25 protein-coding genes are annotated in these 22129 nt (G+C 64.2%); 10 read left to right on the top strand and 15 right to left on the bottom strand.

Annotation, left to right across the window (positions count from 1 at the left end; genetic code table 11):
• The first annotated feature begins 1251 nt into the window (after nt 1–1251).
• The gene (locus FQS62_RS11070) at nt 1252–1581 is read left to right on the top strand and encodes a DUF3653 domain-containing protein (protein WP_208044104.1); all 330 of its coding nucleotides are present in this window, start codon (nt 1252–1254) and stop codon (nt 1579–1581) included.
• A 486-nt stretch (nt 1582–2067) separates the two neighbouring features.
• Here the strand turns inward: FQS62_RS11070 and FQS62_RS11065 are convergent, their stop codons facing one another.
• The 10 genes from FQS62_RS11065 to FQS62_RS11020 all read right to left on the bottom strand — a co-directional run bounded on the left by FQS62_RS11065 (nt 2068) and on the right by FQS62_RS11020 (nt 7719).
• A complete protein-coding gene (locus FQS62_RS11065; RefSeq protein ID WP_164159209.1) occupies nt 2068–3360 on the bottom strand; it encodes a zonular occludens toxin domain-containing protein in 1293 nt (430 codons plus the stop codon).
• Nucleotides 3361–3364: 4 nt separating this feature from the next.
• Nucleotides 3365–3763, bottom strand: a complete 399-nt coding sequence (locus FQS62_RS11060) for a hypothetical protein (protein WP_208044103.1) — start codon at nt 3761–3763, stop codon at nt 3365–3367.
• Nucleotides 3764–4867: 1104 nt separating this feature from the next.
• Nucleotides 4868–5137: a hypothetical protein gene (locus FQS62_RS11055; RefSeq protein WP_204309920.1), complete on the bottom strand. Its 270-nt coding sequence runs from the start codon at nt 5135–5137 to the stop codon at nt 4868–4870.
• Nucleotides 5138–5334: 197 nt separating this feature from the next.
• Complete coding sequence (locus tag FQS62_RS11050; RefSeq protein ID WP_049396927.1) at nt 5335–5469, bottom strand: hypothetical protein; 135 nt, start codon at nt 5467–5469, stop codon at nt 5335–5337.
• A 47-nt stretch (nt 5470–5516) separates the two neighbouring features.
• Nucleotides 5517–5762 carry a hypothetical protein gene (locus FQS62_RS11045; protein ID WP_226053463.1) on the bottom strand — a complete coding sequence of 82 codons (246 nt, stop codon included), beginning with the start codon at nt 5760–5762 and terminating at the stop codon, nt 5517–5519.
• A 15-nt stretch (nt 5763–5777) separates the two neighbouring features.
• Nucleotides 5778–6077: a single-stranded DNA-binding protein gene (locus FQS62_RS11040; RefSeq protein WP_208044102.1), complete on the bottom strand. Its 300-nt coding sequence runs from the start codon at nt 6075–6077 to the stop codon at nt 5778–5780.
• A 4-nt stretch (nt 6078–6081) separates the two neighbouring features.
• Nucleotides 6082–7188 (bottom strand): replication initiation factor domain-containing protein, encoded by a 1107-nt coding sequence (locus FQS62_RS11035; RefSeq protein WP_208044101.1) that lies wholly within the window; start codon nt 7186–7188, stop codon nt 6082–6084.
• Entirely contained in the window at nt 7178–7312 is a 135-nt protein-coding gene (locus FQS62_RS11030) for a hypothetical protein (protein ID WP_264168688.1), read from the bottom strand. Before FQS62_RS11030 ends, FQS62_RS11035 begins: the two co-directional genes overlap by 11 nt.
• Complete coding sequence (locus FQS62_RS11025) at nt 7302–7496, bottom strand: hypothetical protein (protein WP_208044100.1); 195 nt, start codon at nt 7494–7496, stop codon at nt 7302–7304. Before FQS62_RS11025 ends, FQS62_RS11030 begins: the two co-directional genes overlap by 11 nt.
• Nucleotides 7489–7719, bottom strand: a complete 231-nt coding sequence (locus FQS62_RS11020; RefSeq protein WP_208044099.1) for a hypothetical protein — start codon at nt 7717–7719, stop codon at nt 7489–7491. Before FQS62_RS11020 ends, FQS62_RS11025 begins: the two co-directional genes overlap by 8 nt.
• 141 nt (nt 7720–7860) lie before the next feature.
• Here FQS62_RS11020 and FQS62_RS11015 point away from each other — a divergent pair, with 141 nt between their 5' ends.
• Nucleotides 7861–8400, top strand: coding sequence for a DUF3693 domain-containing protein (locus tag FQS62_RS11015; protein ID WP_208044098.1), 540 nt, complete (start codon nt 7861–7863; stop codon nt 8398–8400).
• A 32-nt stretch (nt 8401–8432) separates the two neighbouring features.
• The gene (locus tag FQS62_RS11010; RefSeq protein ID WP_208044097.1) at nt 8433–9551 is read left to right on the top strand and encodes a sensor histidine kinase; all 1119 of its coding nucleotides are present in this window, start codon (nt 8433–8435) and stop codon (nt 9549–9551) included.
• 22 nt (nt 9552–9573) lie between these two features.
• On the opposite strand, the gene FQS62_RS11005 is transcribed toward FQS62_RS11010, so the two are convergent.
• Nucleotides 9574–10053 (bottom strand): GNAT family N-acetyltransferase, encoded by a 480-nt coding sequence (locus tag FQS62_RS11005; RefSeq protein WP_208044096.1) that lies wholly within the window; start codon nt 10051–10053, stop codon nt 9574–9576.
• 133 nt (nt 10054–10186) lie between these two features.
• Between FQS62_RS11005 and FQS62_RS11000 the strand changes: the two genes are divergently transcribed.
• Together FQS62_RS11000 and FQS62_RS10995 are read left to right on the top strand one after the other, a co-directional pair.
• Entirely contained in the window at nt 10187–12382 is a 2196-nt protein-coding gene (locus FQS62_RS11000; RefSeq protein WP_208044095.1) for an AsmA family protein, read from the top strand.
• A 72-nt stretch (nt 12383–12454) separates the two neighbouring features.
• Nucleotides 12455–12940: a TspO/MBR family protein gene (locus FQS62_RS10995; RefSeq protein ID WP_208044108.1), complete on the top strand. Its 486-nt coding sequence runs from the start codon at nt 12455–12457 to the stop codon at nt 12938–12940.
• 24 nt (nt 12941–12964) lie between these two features.
• Here the strand turns inward: FQS62_RS10995 and FQS62_RS10990 are convergent, their stop codons facing one another.
• Nucleotides 12965–13258, bottom strand: a complete 294-nt coding sequence (locus FQS62_RS10990) for a hypothetical protein (RefSeq protein ID WP_049449534.1) — start codon at nt 13256–13258, stop codon at nt 12965–12967.
• 127 nt (nt 13259–13385) lie between these two features.
• Here FQS62_RS10990 and FQS62_RS10985 point away from each other — a divergent pair, with 127 nt between their 5' ends.
• The 4 genes from FQS62_RS10985 (at nt 13386) to FQS62_RS10970 (ending at nt 19181) form a co-directional block, all read left to right on the top strand.
• Nucleotides 13386–13970: a biliverdin-producing heme oxygenase gene (locus FQS62_RS10985; protein WP_208044094.1), complete on the top strand. Its 585-nt coding sequence runs from the start codon at nt 13386–13388 to the stop codon at nt 13968–13970.
• Between the two features lie 117 nt (nt 13971–14087).
• Entirely contained in the window at nt 14088–16325 is a 2238-nt protein-coding gene (locus FQS62_RS10980) for an ATP-binding protein (RefSeq protein ID WP_208044093.1), read from the top strand.
• A complete protein-coding gene (locus FQS62_RS10975; RefSeq protein WP_010485778.1) occupies nt 16322–16789 on the top strand; it encodes a response regulator in 468 nt (155 codons plus the stop codon). The genes FQS62_RS10980 and FQS62_RS10975 overlap by 4 nt, the downstream gene beginning before the upstream one ends.
• Nucleotides 16782–19181 (top strand): response regulator, encoded by a 2400-nt coding sequence (locus tag FQS62_RS10970; RefSeq protein ID WP_208044092.1) that lies wholly within the window; start codon nt 16782–16784, stop codon nt 19179–19181. Before FQS62_RS10975 ends, FQS62_RS10970 begins: the two co-directional genes overlap by 8 nt.
• 2 nt (nt 19182–19183) lie before the next feature.
• Here FQS62_RS10970 and FQS62_RS10965 read toward each other — a convergent pair whose 3' ends face one another.
• The 3 genes from FQS62_RS10965 to FQS62_RS10955 are packed head-to-tail and all read right to left on the bottom strand — an operon-like array spanning nt 19184 to nt 21184.
• Nucleotides 19184–19876 (bottom strand): Rossmann-fold NAD(P)-binding domain-containing protein, encoded by a 693-nt coding sequence (locus tag FQS62_RS10965; protein WP_208044091.1) that lies wholly within the window; start codon nt 19874–19876, stop codon nt 19184–19186.
• Between the two features lie 13 nt (nt 19877–19889).
• Nucleotides 19890–20564 carry a ChrR family anti-sigma-E factor gene (locus FQS62_RS10960; RefSeq protein ID WP_049449484.1) on the bottom strand — a complete coding sequence of 225 codons (675 nt, stop codon included), beginning with the start codon at nt 20562–20564 and terminating at the stop codon, nt 19890–19892.
• Nucleotides 20561–21184: a sigma-70 family RNA polymerase sigma factor gene (locus FQS62_RS10955; RefSeq protein WP_049449486.1), complete on the bottom strand. Its 624-nt coding sequence runs from the start codon at nt 21182–21184 to the stop codon at nt 20561–20563. The genes FQS62_RS10960 and FQS62_RS10955 overlap by 4 nt, the downstream gene beginning before the upstream one ends.
• A 133-nt stretch (nt 21185–21317) precedes the next feature.
• Here FQS62_RS10955 and FQS62_RS10950 point away from each other — a divergent pair, with 133 nt between their 5' ends.
• Complete coding sequence (locus FQS62_RS10950) at nt 21318–22085, top strand: hypothetical protein (RefSeq protein ID WP_208044090.1); 768 nt, start codon at nt 21318–21320, stop codon at nt 22083–22085.
• Nucleotides 22086–22129 lie beyond the last annotated feature (44 nt).

Raw genomic sequence — 22129 nt, 5'->3', positions numbered from 1 at the left:
ACAGTCGCCGGCACGCCCACGAAGTTGCTCACCTGTGCGTGCGGCTTTGACCTTATGAATGAGTCAGCTTCCGCCTTGCAGAGGCAGCCCCACCCCACTGCTGCGGCGTACTTACAGGCCTACCTCAACTGGTGCGCGGAGCAAAGGCGTACAAGTCGGCTGATCGTAACTCCAGGGGCGCACATTGATCCCAGCAGGATTTCCAGCCTTGTGGACCTCCCTCCTGGCCTGGCGCTACGCCAGCAGGAGGGTCTGCAACGCTAAAAGGTACAGACTCACGACACACCTAGACCAACAATCACCACCAGCAGGCGCAGACACAGCACGACGCGCAAGCCATACGGACCTTGAGGACGACTCAGACCCAATCCTCCGTCACATTGACCAGAATGCAGCCAAAGGTTCCCGACGAGGTCGATCAGATCAGTCCTTTAGCCATCAAGGTGAGCGAGTCGCCGGAGCTCAGGATCAGCCGGCTCCGGATGGATGGAGCAGCTACGCCGCGACGATGCCAGGTGGGCGCTATCGAGCTATTCACCCCAACTACTTGAGCTTCGTAGATGAGCTCTTGGACAAGTTCAGCCATTCCAGTCCGCGACTGGTGATGAGCAACGCGGAATTCGATCTACGAGTGAGATTGGCGGTGCTCGCCCAAGGCTACGCGGAGGGCATTCTCCTCTCGGAGCATGAGGGCAACTTGAGCGCGCTTCCGGAGCGCTATAGATCGCCCAGTCCCATTGCACTGTTGGATACGAGCCATCCACACGAACTGCGCGTGGCGTTCGGATAGCACACTCTCCAGCTGGCGCATCGCCCGTCCCCTTCTCTAAGCTCCTGACGTGACGGAGCCCTGCGCAATGCTGGCTCGATCTCGAGCGGCACCGCAGCCAACCCCTGCTCCGTGCCTCGCCTCTATCAAGAGGCGGGGCCGGCCTGAAGGAAGGCCTTCATTACCTTCCTGATAGCCTCCCCCCCCAATCCTTCGAAATCTGCTTGAGGACGATCATCGGCAGCTCGTAGGGCAAAGCCCACCCCCCAAGAGATTGAAGGCGCGGACTGAACTGCAGCGACGCACGCTGCCGCCCCATTGGCTTTGCCCCAAATTGTGAGCCGTGCATTGACGCTGCACCAACTTCACGCCCCAGCGTTGTGCAATGACCAGCTCAACAGCACTGGCTCAAGCGCGATTGTGGCGCAAAAGCCAATCAACCCCCTTACGAATCAATTACATGTAGATTCAAAATCGCGCGCGTGCAACAGCGTGATCGCAACCTAACCGGCCCTTGGGCCGGTTTTTCGTTTAAGGCTGGCCGACTGGTCACCCCCGAAGGCCGCGAGCTGGAACCGCAGGACCTTGCATGGCTGTCCCTGCTGGCCGCACAAGCGCAGGAATGGCGCCGGATGATGGAGATTGCCCGAGGTGGTCAGAAACGGCCATTCGGGCGTGCGGGCATCGTTGACCTGGCCGAGGTCGCCCAACGCCGCGCAAAGCGGTCTTCCACGGTGATGGCTGGTCCTGACGCCGATCCTGTTGCGGGTGTCCTGCCGGCGCCGGGGCCGAGACCTCACCAGCGCGTGTGAGGCGCTTCCGTAGGGGCGCTGCCCCTACACCCCGGTTCAGTGCTCACGGCAGCGCAGCCATTCGCCCTTGGCGTTTCGCAACTGTTCCCAGCCGTTGTTTAGGCGGCGCATTGCGGTGCCCCCCATACAGGCAGCGCCCAGCTGCTTTGCCTCGGCGCTCCCGTAGGCTGGCATGCGAACAATCTCGCTCGATGGCGTTGGTAACCCTTGGCGACGCGCCTCGCCCTGTATCAGGGATCGCTCAATTTCCGCGCAATAGAGCCGGATGCGCGGATCAAGGTGTTGCTGGCATTTCAGCGGCTCAGCGCCAAGGTTGCTCGCCTTCGGTGTTGGCGGCGTGTACCTGGGCGGTGGCTGTGGACCAGTGGCCGAGCGTAGTTGTTGCGCATGCGCAGGTGCCCACAGCAGCAGTAGAGCCAGCACTAGGCCTGATCGAATGCCCATTTCGCCCCCAAGGTTCGGGGGCATGGTATCCCATTACGAAAATCAGAAGCTCGCCGGGTATGGCGGCGTCTCTGGGAACGTGCCCAAGGGGCGCTTCCCAACTGCAATTAGGGTGCTCCCGTTCGCCGCGGCGGTGGTCGGCTGTGTCTCGCTCGCGCTCGTCACAGGCGACCCCGCCGCAGCCTTTATGCGCGCGGTCGTAGCATCGGACTGCTCGCCAAACGGGTCCACGGGCCAAGTCGTGGCGATAATCTCATGCCCCTTAGCGCTCAGTAACACGCCGAATTCGGTTCGCTTGACAGACCAGCCCAGCGCCCACAGCTGCTCAGTGGTGAATCGGTCGAGTACTTGCCCGCCGCCTGACGCGCGAAACTCCACGATGTCGCGCTGGCCATACCACCCGGCGTGCCTCGCCCTGGCATTGGCCGCCATGTCCAGAATGTACTGAACGCCCGCAGGAAGCTTCTCCTTCGTCTTGGGCGTCTCGACAACCTTTGTGACCACCGTGGCCGGCTGAGCACCCGGCGCGTGCGCTATCGCGGGAATTGCGGCCTTCTGCGTCTTGACAACCTCCTTGAGCTTGCTTTCCTCGCCCGTTGAGCCGTCTGCGAAGAAGAACCGCAGGAACATCACCACGCCAATGACAAGTGCGAGGCCCATTACGATTGATGGGCCGCGCAGGGTCTTCCACAAAGTGCGCGTGTTTCCCTTGTAGACCTCATTGGACTCAATGCCCGGCTGTACGCCGTGGTAGAGCTCCCAGATGGCCGGATCGTACTTGCGGACCTCTGTGCCCACCGTTTCGTATTTGCCGGTGCCAGTGGCCGCATAGAACCGCACCGAGTACCGCTGATCGGACCCCAGCGCGTCGAGCTTGGTATACGTGTTCTTCTTCGCCATGCGGCGGATGATCAGGCGGTGCAGGTCTTTGCAGTCCTGCGAAATGATCACCATGTCCAAGCTGATATGGCCGTGCTTGGCAAAGAAGTTTGCAGTGCGCTCGGGCAGGTTGGCGCGGTTGGTCGGCCAGTATTCGTGTGCCTCATCGATCACGATCAGTGCGTGCTTCTCGATATGCGGGAACGAAATGGCGCCATCGTTGTCGGTGTCGCATACGCACCAATCAACCACTTCCTTGTCGCCCATCACGTGCACCAGCTCGCGCACCTCTTCCTCAGGCATGCCCAGGTGCGCGGCGATCTTGTCGAGGCTCTCCCCAACCCCGTTTAGGCGCACGTAGACATGGCGCTTAGCGCGCAATGCAGGAAGGATGTGATGCAGAACCGCCTCGTAGCTCTTTCCGCTGCGCGGCAAGCCTTCATGGCCGAAGATCATTTCGTTACGTCCACTGGAAGAGAGTGAGGAACACCCGCACAAGGCGGAATACAAGTGCAGCCGTCAACACAGCGATCGCCTCACCGACGCGCAACTGGGCAACGATGAAGGCGGTCCACGGTCCCGCAGCGTTGAGCATTGCGCAGAAGCTGATCTGTGATAGGAAATCAGGCGCTGGAATCAGGTACACGATGGCTTTGACGAACGACAACACCAGCTCGATGAAGTCGGTCTGCAGATCCGTCATGAAGTCGGCGAAGTCCGCCCACAACGACGTGATCTGTTCCTTTGCCCACGTGGTAAGGGCGGTGACCGGCCCTACCCCATCGGCATATGCCCAAGAGGCAGACAGCACCAGCACGAGTAGCGCAGCGCCAAGCACGATCAGATGATTGCGTTTCATAGCAGTGCCCACCTCAGCGCGACGATGCCCATGCCCGCAAGAAACACAAACCCGGCGTACTGGAAAAGTTGTAACAGGGGGCCGGAGCACAGCGCGCCAAGGTCGAACTTTCCGGCGTACTGCCCACCGTCCCACGTGGCGGTTGGGCAGCTGCCACCGCCGGTACAGCTACCGAAGAAGCCTTTGACCTTCGATAGGATGGGAGCGCCCTCAATGGCCGCCTTGAACTCCGCGACGACCTTCTGAACCGTCTTGCCTGACTTCTTGTAGAGGCGCCCTGTTGTCGGCCCCGGCGCACCGCCGTCACCACCTTCGCCTGTTCCAGGGCCCGGTCCGGGGCCAACGCAGCCATCAGGATCGGTGCAATCCCCATCCCCATCCCCATCCCCGTCCCCGCCACCATCTCCACCGCCGTCACCACCACCATCTCCACCGCCGTCACCACCACCATCTCCACCGCCGTCACCACCGCCGTCACCACCCCCATCTCCACCCCCATCTCCACCACCGTCTCCACCACCCTCCCCCGGATCGGGCGTGGTCGGGGCCGGGTGGTCGTTTGTCGTACACGTGCCCCCGGTAGGCGTAAAGAGGCGCCCTGTTGGCGACTGTGCGTAGAGCGAGCCACTGTACGTGCAGCCGTTACTGCACACGCTGTCAAGCCCGGTAGTACCCCCCCCTTTCCAGCTTGTTTCCTCCGCACGGGATGCGCAACTGGCGTGGGCTGGGTACGTATGCTCACCCTGATATCCGTACTCCGATGATGTACCAACACAGCCGGCGCCACCCTTGCGAGCAACACAGAATCCGGTCGTGCTGTAACGATCACAGACAAGCGGCTTGAATGAGGCGCCAATGTTCGGATTAGCATTTGCGCGAGACGCATGCTCCATACAGCCAGCATACGCAAGCCCTTCATCTGGATATGAAACAGCGTGCGCGTGCCTCGCTGCGCTCAGTATGAGCATCGCGACCACTACGCGTAGCCACAGGAGATAGCTGCGGCCAGCTAGATCAATCATTGGCTGGCCTCATTGAACGCCAATGCGACAGCATGCCCCGTCAGGCCGCCGATAAACGCGAAAACCATGCACACCAGCATCGTCAATCCTCCTTTTCCGGTTGGCCGCAGAAGATGCACTCGCCACCGTCATAGTCATGGCCGGTGTCAGCGCACACGACCTCTTCAACCTCTCCCGCCTCATCGTCAGCGTGTTCGTCCGCGTCCTGGTCCTCGCGGTCCTCAAAGAAGCCTGCGATCTTGTCGACACACCATCGTCCGAACCAAGGGAGCGCCATCAACGTGCCGGCACCAACAATTGCTGCCACCACCTGTGCGACGGATAGCCCGAGGAACACCCCACTGAAGTCCATCACCCGCCCCTAGTAGTCAACGACGGCACGGCACTCCGTGCACCACAGATTGCCGTCGTCCAACACGATCACGTCATCGCCACCACACTCTGGGCACCAATCGTCCTGGCACTCATCGGCGCTCACGTCATCGGGCTGTGTCTGCATAGGAATCGGGGCCGGTTTCCCAGCCCCTCCCCGTCACAATTCTCCCGCGATCAGCGGAAGAAGGTGGCGACCTTGTTGGTCGCCCAGCGGGCGAAGCCCGGGGATGCCTTGATGGCACCTGCGCTGATGATTGCGCTGACTGCGCTGGCGGCTGCGAGGCCGGTCAGAATGTCGCCGAAGTCCATTGCACTGCTCCTTTTGTTGTGCGCGTTGTGCGCGTTGGATGGGGTGGTCAATCCCGCTCTGTACTGACCGACTTCACGACGGCGCCCACGATGTAGCCCAGCACGTTCAGTGCGAGCACCAGCGTGAACACCCCCGAGAACCAACCAGTGGCCACTTCCGGTTCGGGCCACTGGAATAGATCGATGAGGATTGAGGCCTGTGCGTGTTCTGCCGCCGACACAAGCACATACCCACCACACTGCGATGCAGGCTCCCCGGTGGGTACAAGCGTCCCCTCAGCCGTCAGAGACACGCACACAGCCATGACTTAGGCCTGCGCTGCCGGGCGCGGCGCAGCCTTCTGCAGCGGGCGCAGGACCGTGAACTTGCTCAGGGTTGCAACGCCCTTATTGACCTGCAGCATGGCCGGGACGTCGAGCTCGTACTCGCCCGCCGGATAGCCCGACTGACCCTTGTCCAGGCGCACGTCGAACAGATAGGCGAAACCGTCCGCCTCCAGCTTGGCGCGCTGCTTGCGGGTGGTGAATTCAACGTTCTCGTTGCGGTCGTTGGTGAAGCTGCCGCCACGCTCGTTGATCTGCGAATCCAGTACGGTGACCTTGATCATTTCGTTACCCCTTTGAGGTTGGTTGTACGGCCGCGATTTCGGGCCAATGCGCTGCTGTGTCACCTGTTACCCACTTCGGCAGCGATGGCGAAGTGCAGGATTCGATTACCGCCCGCAATGCCTGATCGTCTGGGCAGTTCTTGGCGATGAAATTGAGGGCCGCGCCGTATTGGCGGCGGATATGGCGACGTACGCTCTTCCACGTGGCCTCGACAGCGGCTTTCGTGATTTCGATGCGCGTGGCAACGCAGCGCAGAAAGGACAGGACCGGATAGGCGCCGAGCAGGTAGGAGGCCGGATCCCGCAGAATGTCGAGGGGCAGTTCCTTGCGGTTTGAGTTGCGGAACTGAGCCTCATAGCGCACCCACGGCGAACTCTTATCGCCCTGCTCCCTGCCCTTCTCGTAGACGCGCAGCTGCTTTTCCGACTTCTTGCCGCCGATATAGAGCGTCTTGCCGTCGCCACTGTCGTAGTCGTCTACCAGCTGCGCCTTGGGGCGCTGACCACGGTTGTCGAACTCACCAGCGGCATACCATTTCTGGGCCAGACGCAACGGGTACTCGCCCAACAGGTCATCGGCGCACACGTCGACACGGGTGATCCTTCCGGCGCAGCTTTCGAGCTTCGCTCGAAGCTCCAGCCACCGCTGCGCATGGCCGCAGCGCGCTGCGCCTATCGCTTTGCATCCGTCGCCGGTTAGCTCGATGCGGGCGGTATACGTGCCATCGGCGCGGCGGCACTCTTCGCCGCCGAGTTCGATCATCCCGACGAACTTCTTGGCCGCGTCGATGATCTTGATACGCCAGGTGTAGAAGCGACCGCCGCCCGCTGTTTCATCCAGTTCAAGGCCAAGCCCGGCGAAGAACCAGCAGAACACTTGCAGGGCCGCGATGCGCGCATTCTCCGGGGAGAACTCGATCCACTGGCGGACCTCTTCGAAACTGTCGCCATCACGGAATGCGACCTCGTCCAGCGCTGCTCGCAGATCGATGGAAGCGGAGAACCAATCAATGCCGACCGTCAGGGTTCCCTCGGGGTTCCTGAATTCACTGACTCCCCTGTTAGACGAGGGGAGTCCCGACCCGGCCGGCACCGCGCGATCACCGACCATTGCGACCACCCTTGCAGCGCAGGGCGAACACCAGCGACCAATAGAGGCCGGTAAGCAGCACGCCGCCCAGCACGGCGACCACAAGCGGATCGCTGAGGAACTCGCGGACCTGATCAACGGCCATATTCGACCTCGTACATGCGACAAGCACGGTCGTTACCGGCGATGCAGGCGTTGCGAATTTCGCCACGCTCGGCCACGACCGCATTCCAGTCAGCCGCGAACGCGGTGCCGATCCAGAAACCAAGCCCTGCCCCGCAGACCATGAAAATGACGAAGGGAACCAGCCACCAATCGAACTTACGCACGGCCGGCCTCGTGCTGTTCGGCGTAGCGAGCGGCGGCCAGCAGATCGCCGCGCTTGGTGGCGGCAATCTCCGCCTCTGCGAGTGCGATGACCTGGGCTTCGCGTGACTGCTGCGAGGCGGTGTAGTCACGCCGGTCGAGCAGCCACGAAACGATACGAGCGGCACCAATGGAGATAGCCACAATGGCCCCCAGCAGCGCGAAGGATGAGATGGCGTCGAACATCCGTGATCCCCTGCCCCAAGCCCCAAGAGAACCCGCCAGCGGCCTTGGGGTGCCGGTGGCGGGTGTTGAGTGATCACTCAACGAGGCGCATGTAAACTGATCGGGAAACACGTGTCAACTGATCGATCAACTGGAGCCGCCATGACCGCCGTCAACGAACTACTTGACAACGTGAAAATTCGCTTGAATCTCGCGTCCGATATGGCTTTGGCTGAAAGGCTGACCGTGACCCGGTCGCTGGTGTCCCGCTGGAGGAAAGGCGATACGCCGCTGGCCGATGAGCGAATTGCGCAGATTTGCGCCCTTGCGAAGCTGGACGGCCCCACTTGGATCGCAATGATCCATGCCGAGCGCGCCACGTCGGCAACCGAGCGGGCCCTCTGGCGCCTCATGCTGGACAGAATGAGCGCGGCGGCTGCGGTCGTCGCGCTGGTAGCGCTGTCGATGCCAGGTCTAGCAAACGCAAAAACCGCCAAAATTCAGGCGGTTAGCGCTGCCGACAACGGCGGTATGTATATTATGTTACAAAGAAGTCTGCCCAGACGAACCCCAAGCAGTCCAGTCCAGTCCAGTCCAGTCCTGGCCGCATGCTGCCCCCCTTCAAGTAACCCTCCCAACGCCCCCAGAACCAGGCTCCACGGCGCCAACCTTCTCCCCCAGCATGCAGGCCCGCCGGTGTAGGCTCGACGCACCACTTAAGGACGGGTTTGGCGATGCGCCTGGCTGATTTTATCGAACGGAATGCGCGGGAAATCCTGGAAGACGCGGTGGCATTCGCCGAAACGCAGGCGCCCGATACTGTCGAGTTCAGCGTAAAGCAACTTCGGAATCATCTTCCCCAGATTCTTCAGGCAGTTGTAGACGATCTCAGATCGCCGCAGACAGCCTCCCAGCAGGTCGCAAAGTCCCACGGGCTTGCACCGTTGAAGCCCGGCCCCGAGTCCGCCGCGTCCTATCATGGCCGAACCCGCGCCATCGCCGGCTTTGGCCTCAACCAGATGGTGGCCGAGTATCGAGCACTCCGGGCTTCGGTACTTCGGCGATGGGCATCCGACCAGCAGCTGATCACTTCATCGATCGATGACATCCTTCGTTTCAATGAGGCCATCGATCAGGCGGTCGCCGAATCCCTTGCTCAGTTCTCTGCCGAGGTCGAGTCCTGGAGGCAGATCTTCCTGGCAGCGCTCGGGCATGATCTCCGAGGTCCTTTGGCAGCGGTCATGCTCTCGGCGGACACTCTGGCCAGTGGACTGCAGGATCCGGCATTGTCCAGGCAGGCCGAGCGGATCCTCAATGGCAGCATGCGCATGAACAAGCTGCTCGACGACCTGCTGGCTTACAGCCGCAGCAAGCTGGGCGATGGCATGGCCATTCATCCGGTGGACTGCGATCTTGCACAATCGCTTGGCGACGAAGTCGAATTGCTTCGCGCTTCCCTGCCCCACGTCCCCATCAAGTATGAGGCTGAAGGCGATGCCCACGGTTGCTTCGACGCCTCTTCGTTGCGCGAGGCGGTTCACAACCTCACGACCAACGCTGCAAAGTACGGCGAACACGGCACCGATGTGCGGATCAGCCTTGAGGGCCTCGTCGACCAGATCATGATCACGGTGAGCAACACCGGGGCCGAACTATCGGACGAAGAGTTCAACAGTCTGTTCGATCCCTTGCGCAGAGGCTCGCACAACGCGTCACAAGGCGAACACGCGAGCTTGGGCCTCGGCCTGTTCCTGGTGCGGGAAATCTGCCACGCGCACCGCGGCACTGTCCATGGACGATGGCGGGATGGTCGCACTTCATTCGTCATCACGCTCCCAAAGAACGCTGATTGAGGCGACCGACCCGGCGACGGCACTACAGGAACCTGTGCATCACGAAGACATCGACCAACCCCAACTGACCGTGCCGGAACGCCTTCGGTAACGTCCCGACCACATCGAACCCCAGCTTCCGGTACAGCGCCACGGCCGGGCCGTTGGTACTGACTACGTAATTGAACTGCATGGCCAGGAATCCTTCCGCCCTCGCCCGCTCCAGGCTGTGTTCCACCAGCGCCCGGCCCACGCCTTGCCCTTGTTCCGGCGCATCCACCACATACGTGGCGCTGGCCACGTGCGCCCCTAGATCAGGGAAGTTCGGGCCCATCTTGTACATGCCCACCACCCGGCCCTCCAGCACAGCCACATGAGGTGCCTGGACCTGGAACCAATGCGCGCGAAACGTCTCGACGGCGAAAGAGCCGGCAAAGGGCAGCGCATCCTGCATCGCAATGGCTTCCTTGAACATGCCCCACATCACCTCGAAATCGCCTGCACGGGCGGGCCGGATCTCCATGCGTCTCCTGCAGATCTGTGGTCGTGACCAGGCCGGACACTACCAGAATCGAGCTCCGGCCCCGTAGCTGCTTCACGCGCCACCGCCATCCGCTCCGTAATAGTTGAGGAAATTCCAACCTTTTGAGCAGTAAATGCCCCCTGTTTCCGCGCGCATCCCACACCGCTTCCGACGATGGCGCGTGGCTGGCTACCTCCTGCTTGGCATCTACCTGCTGTACCTGCTGGCCGGCAACATCTTCCTCAACAGCCCTCTGTTCGACCAGGTCACCAACCGCAAGCCGCAGAAGTTCGTGATGACCACCGGGCCGGCCATTACCGTGCTGCCCGGCCACGTCATTGCCTGGAACGTGCACATGCGCGGCCACGTGAACCACACCGTCTACGTGTTGCATGCAGACCGCGCCAGCGCCCGATTGGCGGTGCTGCCCCTGTTCCAGCGCGAGGTGCGGGTGCCAAGGCTGCAGGCCACCGGAGTTTCCGCCGAGATCAGCCGCGTCGAAGAGGCCATCCCTTCACCGCCGCGCAGCGACCAGGGCTGGACCTTGCGTTTCAACGCCATCCACAGCGACAGCATCCGCAGCGCACGCTTCGGCAAGCTGCTGATCATCGGCAAGGGCCAGGGTACCGTGGGGTTCCTGAAGCAGCTGCGTGGCGGCCCATCCGAACTGTTCGAATCCGAGGTTGCGTTCAGCGATGCGGACACCAGCTTTGACGGTGTGCAGCTGCTGGGCGACATGGATCTCACTGCGCGCTTCAGCTATCCGCGCCACTATCGGGACCAGGCGCCCGGCCTGGCCAAGCTGAAACTTCTGCATGCCCAGCTCGAGGTCGATGCCCGCAGCCAGGGCCTGCGGATGGACACTGATGTCGCCACGCCGAAGATTTCCAGTGCTCCGGTGCCTGGACGCCTCCAGCTGACGCTCCACATGATCGACGGTCAGCTCCAGCCCGGCGACCAAGCGCTCTGGCAGGTGCCTCTCCACCTGGGCGACGGTGCCCCGGATCGCGGCCTGCTGGCCCTGCAGCTCAACGTGGCCAACGACCTGCGCCTGCAGGCACGCCTGCCCATGCGTCGCGGCTCGGGTAGCGAAGTGGATGCGGATCTGCACATCAGCGGGCGCGACATCCCGTTCCAGGCGCCTGCCCGGTTGCTGGAACGCAGCTCGGGCACCGTGCGCGGCGAATGGACATTCACCTCGCTCAACTGGATCCCTGCCCTGTTCGTGCGCAAGCCATGGCTGCAGCTGGATGGTGGCGGCACGCTGAAGGCGGACCTGCAGCTTCGCAACGGCGAGCTGATCGAAGGCAGCACCGTGGACATCCCCGCCGCCGAGGCCGTCGCCGAAGTCGCCGGCGTCCGCCTGGCGGGAACGGCCAGCGCCCATGGCGAGTTGAAGGCCGGCAGCCCCAATCAGGCACAGCTGGCCGTCCGCTTGCCGCGATTCACTGCGCGGCCAACCGATGCCAAGGACGTGCGCCTGTTCGACGGCCGTGATCTGGCCCTCGACCTGACCGGCGATGGCCGCCTGCAGGAACTGCGCAAAGGTGTCCGCGCCCAGCTGCGCTTCAAGGAAGCAACCATTCCTGATCTGACCGCCTACAATCGCTACCTTGGCTCGCCACAGGTGCGATTGCTCCGTGGCACTGGCACCCTGAGCGGTGACGCGACCCTCGACACCGACGGGCGCGTCGGCCATGGCACGGCCCGGCTGCTGGGGCGCAACGCCAGTGCCAAGGTGGCGGGGCTGGACATGGGCGGCGACGTCGACGTGAACGCAACCCTGCGCCGTGGTGACTTCAACCAGCGTCATTTCGATCTGTCCGGCACCACGGTCGAGCTGCGCAACGTGCAGGTGGCGGGCACGCAGGGCTCGACTGCATGGAAAGGCCGCGCGGTCTTCAAGCGTGGTCGTATCGATGCGCAGTCGCCGTTCCAGGTGGACGCCACCACGGATCTGGATCTCAGCGATGCACGACCGTTGCTGGCGCTGTTCGCAGAGCGCACCGACTACCCGCGCTGGACCCTGTCCCTGCTGGACTCCGGCCAGGTGCAGGCCCAGGCGACGCTGCGCTGGCGCCCTGGCCATCTGGTCATCGATGGGCTGCAGGCCGAGAACGATCGCCTGTCGGTACGCGCGCGACTGGATCTGCTCGAACAGCGCAAACGCGGTGATCTCTATCTTCGGTGGGGACTGCTGGGTGCGGGGATCGAACTGGACGGTGACCAGCGCCAATGGCATCTGGCCAAGGCACGCGAGTGGTTTGATCAACGGCCTTCGCTGCTGCCAGCGAGCCAGGGAACGGGTACCGCCAGCTCTTCGGACTGAACGCCCGCAACCTGCATCCATTCGCGGCCTCTGTGCGTATACGCGAGCATGCGCATCACGGAGCTGCACGGTATGAAGCGGAGTTCACAGGTTTCCGGACTTCTGGGATGGGTGGCGATCACCTTCGTCGTGGCCGCCTTGGGCGCGTGGGCATCCACATCGGCCGCCAGCTTCTATGCCACCCTCGCCCTTCCCACCTGGGCGCCACCGGCCAGCGTGTTTGGTCCGGTGTGGACGCTGCTCTACGCCATGATGGCGCTTGCCGCGTGGCTGGCCTGGCGCGAACGTGGCTGGCGAGGCGCACGACCGGCATTGGTGCTCTATCTGCTGCAACTGGCCGTCAACGGACTGTGGAGCTGGCTGTTCTTCGGCTGGAGGCTGGGCGTCCTCGCCTTCGCTGACATTCTTGTGTTGATTGTGCTGGTGTGCGCAACGATCGTCGCGTTTGCGCGCATCCGCCCGGTCGCAGCGGTGCTGCTGCTTCCCTACCTTGCCTGGATCTCGTTTGCTTCGGCACTCAACTTCGCGGTCTGGCGAGCCAATCCCGGGATGCTGTAACAACGTGACAGGATTGTCTACCGCTCAGGCCTGGGCAATGGCCTGCGGGCGCCATGACCGCAGCAGCGCCGGCTTGAATGCCTGCTGGCCGCAGCCGGTGGGGCATCGCACCACCCGCGCCGCCGTATGGCTGACCAGGCCCTGCCCTTCTTCTGCCTTGAAGACCGTCTCGCAGGACAGGCAGCGGGCGACCAGCGAGTACAGATGCAACAAGCGGCCACTGGCAGGATCCTGCAGTGCATCCACATCCAGCAGTTCAAACTGGCAGCTGTCAGGGAGCATGCGGTACGGGGTCGCGGGCACGGTCTGCAGGTTCACGGGCATGGCATCTATGGAGAGTGGAGTCACCGTAGGGCAATCGTTGTCGAGCCGGCGTGCAGTTCAGATGTACCGACTGCGAAACCCCTGCCGGCCTTTACGCCCGAGTCTGCTAGGCTGCGCGCCGATGCCTACTCCCATCTTGCCAGCACAGCCTGATCACGTTGCGCTCAGCGTCGCGCTGAAGGAACACACGCGAACGGTCCATGCTCGCCTCGACCAGCATCTGTTGCACCAGCACATCTTCGCGTCGCGCCAGCGCTATCTCGGCTTCCTGCGCGTGCAGTGGCACTTCCACCACACCATTGCGCCGCTGTACCGGATGTGGGATCCGAGCACGACCCGCTTGGCGCTGATCGAAGAGGACCTTCGTGATCTGGGCGCGATCGTGCCGGTACCCCACGCGTGGCGACCGCAGCCGCATGCGTTCTCGAAGGCGGCCGCGGTGGGCTGGCGCTATGTGGCGGAGGGCTCAACGCTCGGTGCCGCCGTGCTGTTGAAGATGGCCGCGGCGTTGCAGCTTCATGCCGGCTACGGAGCGCGTCACCTGCGCCCGTCCGAACTGGGCGTGGCGGAGTGCTGGAGACGCGAGCGCGACGGATTGGATGCGCTCGTTTTAAGTGCCGACGAGCGCGCGCAGGCCTGCGTAGCCGCGACAGACGCCTTCCAGTTCGTTCGCCGGTGCGTAGATGAAGAATTCAGGTTTGAATGAAATGCCTTTCACGTACACGTGGTGGTATGCGGATGCACACTTTTGCTTCACCATCCATGGATACCGGATGTATCACTGGGCTTTCCAGCCATCCACGAATCGTGAGTCTCGCCCTTGATGCCTTCTGCTGAGTCCGCGCACGACACTGCCCTGTCCGGCTGCGCGCGCGAACCGATCCACACCCCCGGCGCGATCCAGCCGTACGGCGTGCTTCTTGTCGTTGAGCCGCACTCCCTGCTGGTGCGCGAGCGCGCCATCAGCCACCCGGGGCTGCTGCAGCAGTTTGGCGAGCCATTGATGCAGCCTGTCAGCGAGGTGCTGGGCGGGGTTCTGGCCCCGTTCCAGGGGTTGTTCCAGCAGGCCATGGTCGGCAGCAGTGCCCACGTCGGTGCCGTGCATCTGGACGGCCACGGCCGGCATCAGTTGCTGGTGCACCGTTCGGCCACCGATCTGCTGGTCGAGCTGGAAGCACCGGTCCCGGGCCAGCCGGGCTCACTGGAAGAGTTGTATCCGGCCATCCGCGAACTGATGACCGGCATTGAATCGGCGGCGACGGTGGAAGACCTGTGCACGCTGGCGGCCGCGCACATGCGCCGGCTCACCGGCTTCGACCGCACCCTGGTCTATCAGTTCGATGCTGGCTGGAACGGCATGGTGGTGGCGGAGGATGGCAACGGCCTGTTGCCGTCCTACCTGGACCTGCGCTTCCCCGAGTCGGACATTCCCGCGCAGGCCCGCGAACTCTACCGCCGCAACCGGGTCCGCCTGATCGCGGACAACAACTACACCCCTGCCCCGCTGATGCGGGCCGAGGACCATCGCGACGCGCCGCCCACCGACCTGAGCCTGGCGGTGCTGCGCAGCGTCTCGCCGGTGCACCTGCATTACATGCGCAACATGGGTACCGGCGCGTCGATGTCGGTGTCGCTGGTGCATGAAGGTCGCTTGTGGGGCCTGGTGTCCTGCCACACCGTGCAGCCGCGCCGCCTGCCCTACCACGTGCGCACTGCCTGCGAGTTCATGGGCCAGATCCTGTCGCTGCAGATTGCGTTGAAGGAGCGTGCGCGTGCGATCGAAGAGCGCGTTGCCCGTCGCTCGATACTGGTCAAACTACTGGGTCGCATGGCCGGCGACGAAGAATTCATGGCGGCCCTGCGCCAGGACGAAGCCAGCCTGCTGTCGCTGACTGGCGCGGCCGGCGCAGCGATCGTGCACAAGGGCGAGTGCCTGCGTGTCGGCGAGTGCCCTTCCGCCAGCGACGTGCTGGCCCTGGCGAATTGGCTGGCCACGCAGCAGGCCGGCCAGGAAACCTACTGCACCGACCACCTGGCAGCCGACTGGCCGCCTGCCGCGCACTTGGCCGACGTAGCCAGCGGCTTGCTGGCGGTGTCCATTTCGCAGTTGCATGACAGTTACCTGATGTGGTTCCGGCCGGAAGTGGTCCGCACCGTGCGCTGGGGTGGCGATCCCCGCAAGGAAGCAGCACCGGGCGTGGCGCTGTCTCCGCGCAACTCGTTCGAGGCCTGGAAGGAGACCGTGCAGCAGCGCAGCCTGCCGTGGAGCGATGCTGACTGCGACGCGGCACACGAGATGCGCACGGCCATCGTCGATATCGTGTTGCGCAAGGCCGAGGAAATGGCCGAACTGAACGAGCAGCTGCTCCGCAGCAACAAGGAACTGGAAGCCTTCTCCTACTCGGTCAGCCACGACCTGCGCGCTCCGTTCCGTCACATTGTCGGTTATTCCGAACTGCTGGGCAGCTCGGCGGGCGAGCGCCTGAACGATACCGAGCGCCGCTTCCTGGACACGATCGTGGAATCGGCCAAGTCCGCCGGAACACTGGTGGATGACCTGCTCAGCTTCTCGCAGATGGGGCGCTCCACCCTGGGGCGTGTGCGGATGGACATGACCGCGCTGGCCGAGGATGTGTGCCGGAGCCTGGCCTTGGACTACGCCGGCCGCGACGTGCAGTGGACGCTCGCACCGCTGCCGGAGGTCGAAGCCGATCCGACGATGCTGCGCCTGGTCTGGCAGAACCTGCTGGCCAACGCGATCAAGTTCACCCGCGAGCGCGACCAGGCTGTTATCGAGGTCGGTCACGAACGCAGCGACGACGAAGACCACTTCTTCGTGCGCGACAACGGCTGCGGCTTCGACATGCGCTACGTGGACAAGCTGTTCGGCGTGTTCCAACGCCTGCATCACGTCGAAGAGTTCGAAGGCACGGGCATCGGCCTGGCCAATGTACGCCGCATCATCAGCCGCCATGGCGGCCGTACCTGGGCCGAGGGCGAGCCCGGCATGGGCGCCACGATTCACTTCACCCTACCCCGTTCCACAGGAGATCACCCATGAGGGACCTGCGGCCGATCCTCCTGGTTGAGGACAGCCCCAAGGATGCAGAGCTGACTCTGGCCGCATTGTCGCGCTGCCAGTTGCTGAACGATGTCATCCATGTACGCGACGGCGCCGAAGCGCTGGACTACCTGCGCTGCGAAGGCAAGTTTGCCGGCGCCATGCACGGCGGCCCGGTGGTGGTGCTGCTGGACCTGAAGCTGCCCAAGGTCAACGGCCTGGAGGTGCTGGAACAGGTGCGTAGCGACCCGGATCTGAGCAGCACGCCGGTGGTGATGCTGACCTCTTCGCGTGAAGAGCAGGACCTGGTTCGCAGTTACGAACTGGGCGTCAACGCATTCGTGGTCAAGCCGGTCGACTTCAAGGAGTTCTTCGACGCCATCCAGGGGCTGGGCATGTTCTGGGGCATCACCAACCAGCCGCCGCCGCATCGGCCCAACGGCTCGGGGCAGCACAATGCGTGATGGATCGCGCCGCAGCGAGCGCCTGCGCATCCTCATGCTGGAGGACAGCGCGCTTGATGCGGAGCTGATCAGCGCACAGTTGCAGCGCGCCGGCCTCGACTTCGAGGCCGAGCGCCTGTGGACCCGCAATGCGTTCATCGAGGCCATCGACAACCGTGCGTTTGACGTGATCCTCGCCGATCATGTCCTGCCAGGCTTCGATGGTGACGCAGCACTTGCCCTGGCACGCGAACGCGTGCCGCAGACGCCTTTCATCTTTGTTTCCGGCACGCTGACCGAGGAACTGGCGGTACAGGCACTCACGCGCGGTGCGCGCGACTACGTTGTGAAGCAACGCCTGCAACGCTTGCCCGATGCGATCCGCCGCGCCCGCCAGGAGGCGCACGAGCGTACCCAGCTGGCCAATGCGCAGGCCGCGCTGAACGAAAGCCAGGCCCAGCTGCAGCAGGTAACCGATGCCGTCCCGGCGCTGATCGCCCAGTTGGACAAGGACCATCGCTACCGGTTTGCCAACAAGGCGTTCCTGGACTGGCACGGATTCAGCCTTGCAGAACTGTTGGGTCGCGCGGCACGGGATGTCAGCGGGACTTCTGCCTTCGAGCACGCCCTGCCCAGCCTGGAGCGGGTATTGCGGGGCGAACGCACCAGCTTCCAGGTCGAACTGATCCACCGCAGCGGCGAATCACGGTTCGTGCAGATGGACTGCGTGCCTGAGCAAGCCGCCGATGGCAGCGTGGTCGGCTACATCTGCATGGGCAGCGATGTTTCACTGTTGAAGAAGGCCGAACTAGCGCTGCGCGAGGACAACCAGGTACTCGAACGACAGGTGCAGGCGCGCACCACCGAACTGAGGGCCAGCAAGCGGCGCCTGCAGGCGATCTTCGAATCCAGCTTCCAGCATCAGGTGCTGCTGGATCTGTCCGGACGCGTGGTTGATGCCAATGACGCGTCACTGGCCGCGGTGCTGGCAGACAAGGGGGACGTCATTGGCCAGCGCTTTGGCGAATCGATCTGGTTCGGCACAACCGATGGCATCGGCGCGCTGATCGACCGGGCCGTCGCCGCAGCCGTACAGGGCCGGAGTTCGTTGCATGCACTGGAGCTGGAGCTCCCGACCGGCCGGCGCAGCTTCGATTTCTCGTTCCGTCCGCTGCTGGATACCGAAGGCGTGGTCACGGCCGTGGTTTCCGAGGCGGTGGAAACCACCGCGCGGCTGCAGGCTGAACATGCGCTGCGCCAGTCACAGAAGATCGAGGCGGTCGGCCAGCTCACCGGCGGCATCGCGCATGATTTCAACAACATCCTTACGGTCATTTCCGGCAACGTTGAGCACGCCATGCTGCTCAACGAGCGCGCAGGCGAACCCGGTGCGATGGTCAGCCGTGCGCTGGACAATGCGCTGAAGGGCGTGGGCCGTGCCGCCAGCCTGACCCAGCGCCTGCTGGCCTTTGCCCGACGCCAGCCGCTGCACAGCCAGGCCGCCAACCTCCACGAGCGCCTGCTGGACATGCACGACATGCTGCAGCGTGCACTGGGTGAGCTGGTGCAGCTGGAGGTCCGCAGCGCCGAGGACATCTGGTGCGTGGAAATCGACGTCAGCCAGCTGGAGGCCTCCGTGCTGAACCTGGCGGTCAATGCCCGCGATGCGATGCCGCATGGCGGCCGGCTGGTGATCGAGGTCGACAACAGCCACCTCGATCACGACTACGCCGCCCTGTTCCCGGATGCAACACCGGGCGAGTACGTGATGTTGCGGGTGCGGGACAACGGCCACGGCATGGATGCGGCGACCCTGGCCCGCGTGTTCGAACCGTTCTTCACGACCAAGCAGGTCGGCCGCGGCACCGGGCTGGGTCTGTCGATGGTGCATGGGTTCGTCAAGCAGTCCGGCGGCCACGTGCTGATCGATTCGGTGGAAGGCGGTGGCACCAGCATCACCATGATGTTTCCGCGCTCACCGCTGGCCCTGCCCTGCGAAGCACGCACCCCGCAGACCGGTCTGGCGGGTTACTCACCGCGAGAGGAAACCATTCTGGTGGCCGAGGACAACGACGATGTCCGCGCCCACACGGTGGATTCGCTGCGGCTGCTCGGCTACCGCGTGCTGGAAGCCCACGACGGCCCCTCCGCGCTGCGGCTGCTGGAACGCCCCGATACCAGGGTGAACCTGTTGTTCTCGGACGTGGTGATGCCCGGCATGTCGGGCTGGGAGCTGGTGCGTGAAGTCCGTGAACGCTGGCCGGAAGTTGCCGTGCTGTTCACCTCGGGCTATCCACGTGACCATGACCAGGCGGGCAGCCAGGGACGCGCGGTTGCGCTGCTGCCGAAGCCGTTTACCCGCAGTGACCTGGCGACCGCGGTGCGCACCGCGCTGGAGGCCGCGCCACACTGAGGTCAGCCCCCTGGATCGCGTTCGCCAGCTGCGATCCGGTTGATGTCCGCGCACTCCACCGTTGCCGGCGGATGCTCTCTGCCGGCCAGCGCGATCATCGCCTGACCGAGAGCCAGATTGCTGGTCATCAACGATGGCGTAATCGCGCCGGCCAGCTTCATCAACGGCGCGCCGCCCCAGTACAGGGGCTTCAGCAGGGCATGACGGGTGCCGGTGCCCGGGACCGGCCTGACGCCCCCCGGGCGCAGCATCACGGTACGCACCGGCAGGGCCTGCAATGCCACCTCGGTCTCGCCCTTCACCCTCAGCGGCATCAATCGACTCGTAGGGTCCGCACCGGCACCTGATACATACAGGAAGCAGCCTTGCGGGTTCACGGCAGCCCACGCGCGGGCCACGGCCAGCGTGGTGTCCAGGGTCACGCGCCGATACTCGCCCTCGGCCGTGCCGACCGGCGGTGCTCCAGCACAGTAGAAGCAGGCATCGAACCCGGCCAGTTCATAAGGCCGTGCGTCGATACGCAGGAAGTCCGGGACGATCAGTTCGCTGCCGGGCCCGCTCAGACTGCCTGGGCGTCGCACCAGCGCGGTCAGTCCGGCGACCTCCGGCGAGCGCTGGCAGGCCAGCGCCACGCCCTGCCCCACCAGGCCGGCGGCGCCGGTCAACAGAATCCGTAGTGCACCCGTCCCGGCCATCGTCACACCCGCCCTAGAGCTTCACAAACCGCTGCACCTTCCGCGCCAGCCAACCACTGAACACCAGCGGCGCATCCAGCGCCGACACGCAGATGCACGGCACCCCTGGCGCGGTCACCGGTTGATGCTCCACATCTTCATCCAGGTCCGCAACATCGCCCGGCGCGAACAGCCCCAGCGCATCGTTGTATGAACCCCGCAGAATCTGGGTCAGTTCGCTGCGGCCATGGCTGTGCATGGGAAGGCACTTGCCCGGCGCGATCTTCAGCATGATCAGCGAGGGCATCTGCTCGGCACGGATGCAATGCACACCCGGCGCCATCCAGCGCCAATGCAGTCCGCTGAGCGACGCACCGAAGTAGGGATGCAGCGAGGCCGGGAGATGATCCGGATCGGCCTCAGGCCGCTCCTTCGACACGGGGCGTACGACCCCAGCCATGGTCATCGGCGCTTCCGTGGCCAGTTGCATCAGCATCGCCTCGCGCAACTTTTCGCGCCGCGCGTCGGCGGCAGGCGGCTGCGTCTGCTCCAGCAACACCGAGCCGATAGCCTCTGCCTCGTGCAGTCGCTGACGGCAATGCGGGCACTGCTCCAGGTGGGCACCGGCCACGATGCTCAACGGCGCCGGCAGCGCGCCTGCGGCATAGCTCATGAGGGTGGATTCGTGCAGGTGGTGGTGCGGGCTCACAGCGCACCTCCCACTTTGGCCTGCAGCTGCAGGAACGCACGCCGCAGGTGTGACTTCACCGTCCCCAACGGCATGCCGAGCGCCTCGGCAATCTCGCTGTGGCTCTTGGCTTCGAAGTAGGACATCCGCACCAGCCGCGCCTGCACCGCGGGCAGCTCGTTGATGCGCTGGCGCAGCCGTGCCTGGTCTGCGAACTGCTCTGCGCTGCTGCGCTCGATCACGTCCAGTGTGGCGGCGTCCTCCACCGCTGACTGCACCTGCATCCAGCTTCGCTCGCGACGGATGCGATCGATATGCAGGTTCCGCGCAATCCGGTACAGCCACGTACTCAGCGCGCCCTGGGCCGCATCGTAGTCGGCCGCTCGCAGCCACAGGCGCAGTAGGCATTCCTGCGCCAGTTCCTCGGCAACCGCATCCGGCGCACCCAGGCCGCGCAGGTACACGCACAACCGCGGCATGAAGTAATCGTAGATCCGCATGAAGCAGTCGCGGTCGCGCAGGCGCGCTACGCCATCCATGTCCCCGGCCCAGTTCGTCGGCTCGCTGCTCGGCTGCTGGGAACTGGACACGGTGCGTGCGGTATCGAAGTTGAGGAGGGTGCTGGCGGCGTCAGGGTACATCGGCGTTCGCGGCGGGCGGGTGAAGGTCTGTCCTCTGTACGCGCGGGGGCAGCAATTGGATGCAGCCGGAACTGCGCATCCAACCGGCCGCCCTCGCCGTATCAACTGAGCCCTCCCGCTCCGGATGAAGACCATGCGCACTGCCTGGCTGCTGCTGTGCCTGCCCCATGCCGCGCTGGCGGCCCCCTGGCTGCGAAGTGAGGGCGTGGCTACCTCCGCGCAGGGCGACATCCTCTACCGTGAAGTGCACTGGCGGCGAGAGGCAACGGAGGGTGCCGAGCGCTGGGTGCTGTACCAGTGCCCGGATGGCCAGCCCTTCTCCCGCAAGCATCTGCCCGCCAGTGCCCGCCCGCAGGCACGGGGTTACTCGCTGGAAGACCGCCGCAGCGGCCAGGCCGCTGTAGTCGATGCCACTGGCGACTCGGTGTCGATTGCCTGGAAGGAGGATGCCGCCAGCGAGCTGCGGCGTCGCCAGCTTGAACTGCCGCCGGACGCGGTGATCGATGCAGGGTTCGACGCCGCGGTGCGCGCGCACTGGTCGGCGCTGCTGCGCGGCGAACGCATCAGCCTGCCCTTCCTGGTGCCGGGACGGCAGCGCTATTTCCCGGTGCAGGTGCGGCGCATCGGTCCGGTACGTTGGCAGGGTATCGATGGCCAATCGATCGACGTCAGTCTGGACACCTGGTACGGCGGCGTCGCGCCCCGCCTGTCACTGGTCTATGCCAACGCGGACCGTCGCTTGCTGGAGTTCCGAGGCACCAGCAACCTGCGTGATGCCCGCGGCAGCTACCCGCCGGTGACGGTGCGCTTCAGCTCGCCAGCTGCCGAGCGACCGGCAAGCGACTGGCAGCGGGTATGGACGCAGCCCTTGGTTGACCGCTGCACCGTGACGCCCGGGTGAAGGCTAAATTTTCCGTGTCGCGCCGCATCCACTGCACGCTCTGC

The organism is Stenotrophomonas sp. SBJS02 (genome assembly GCF_020428325.2).
Taxonomy (GTDB): domain Bacteria; phylum Pseudomonadota; class Gammaproteobacteria; order Xanthomonadales; family Xanthomonadaceae; genus Stenotrophomonas; species Stenotrophomonas africana.
This window is presented reverse-complemented; position numbering and strand designations above follow the sequence as displayed.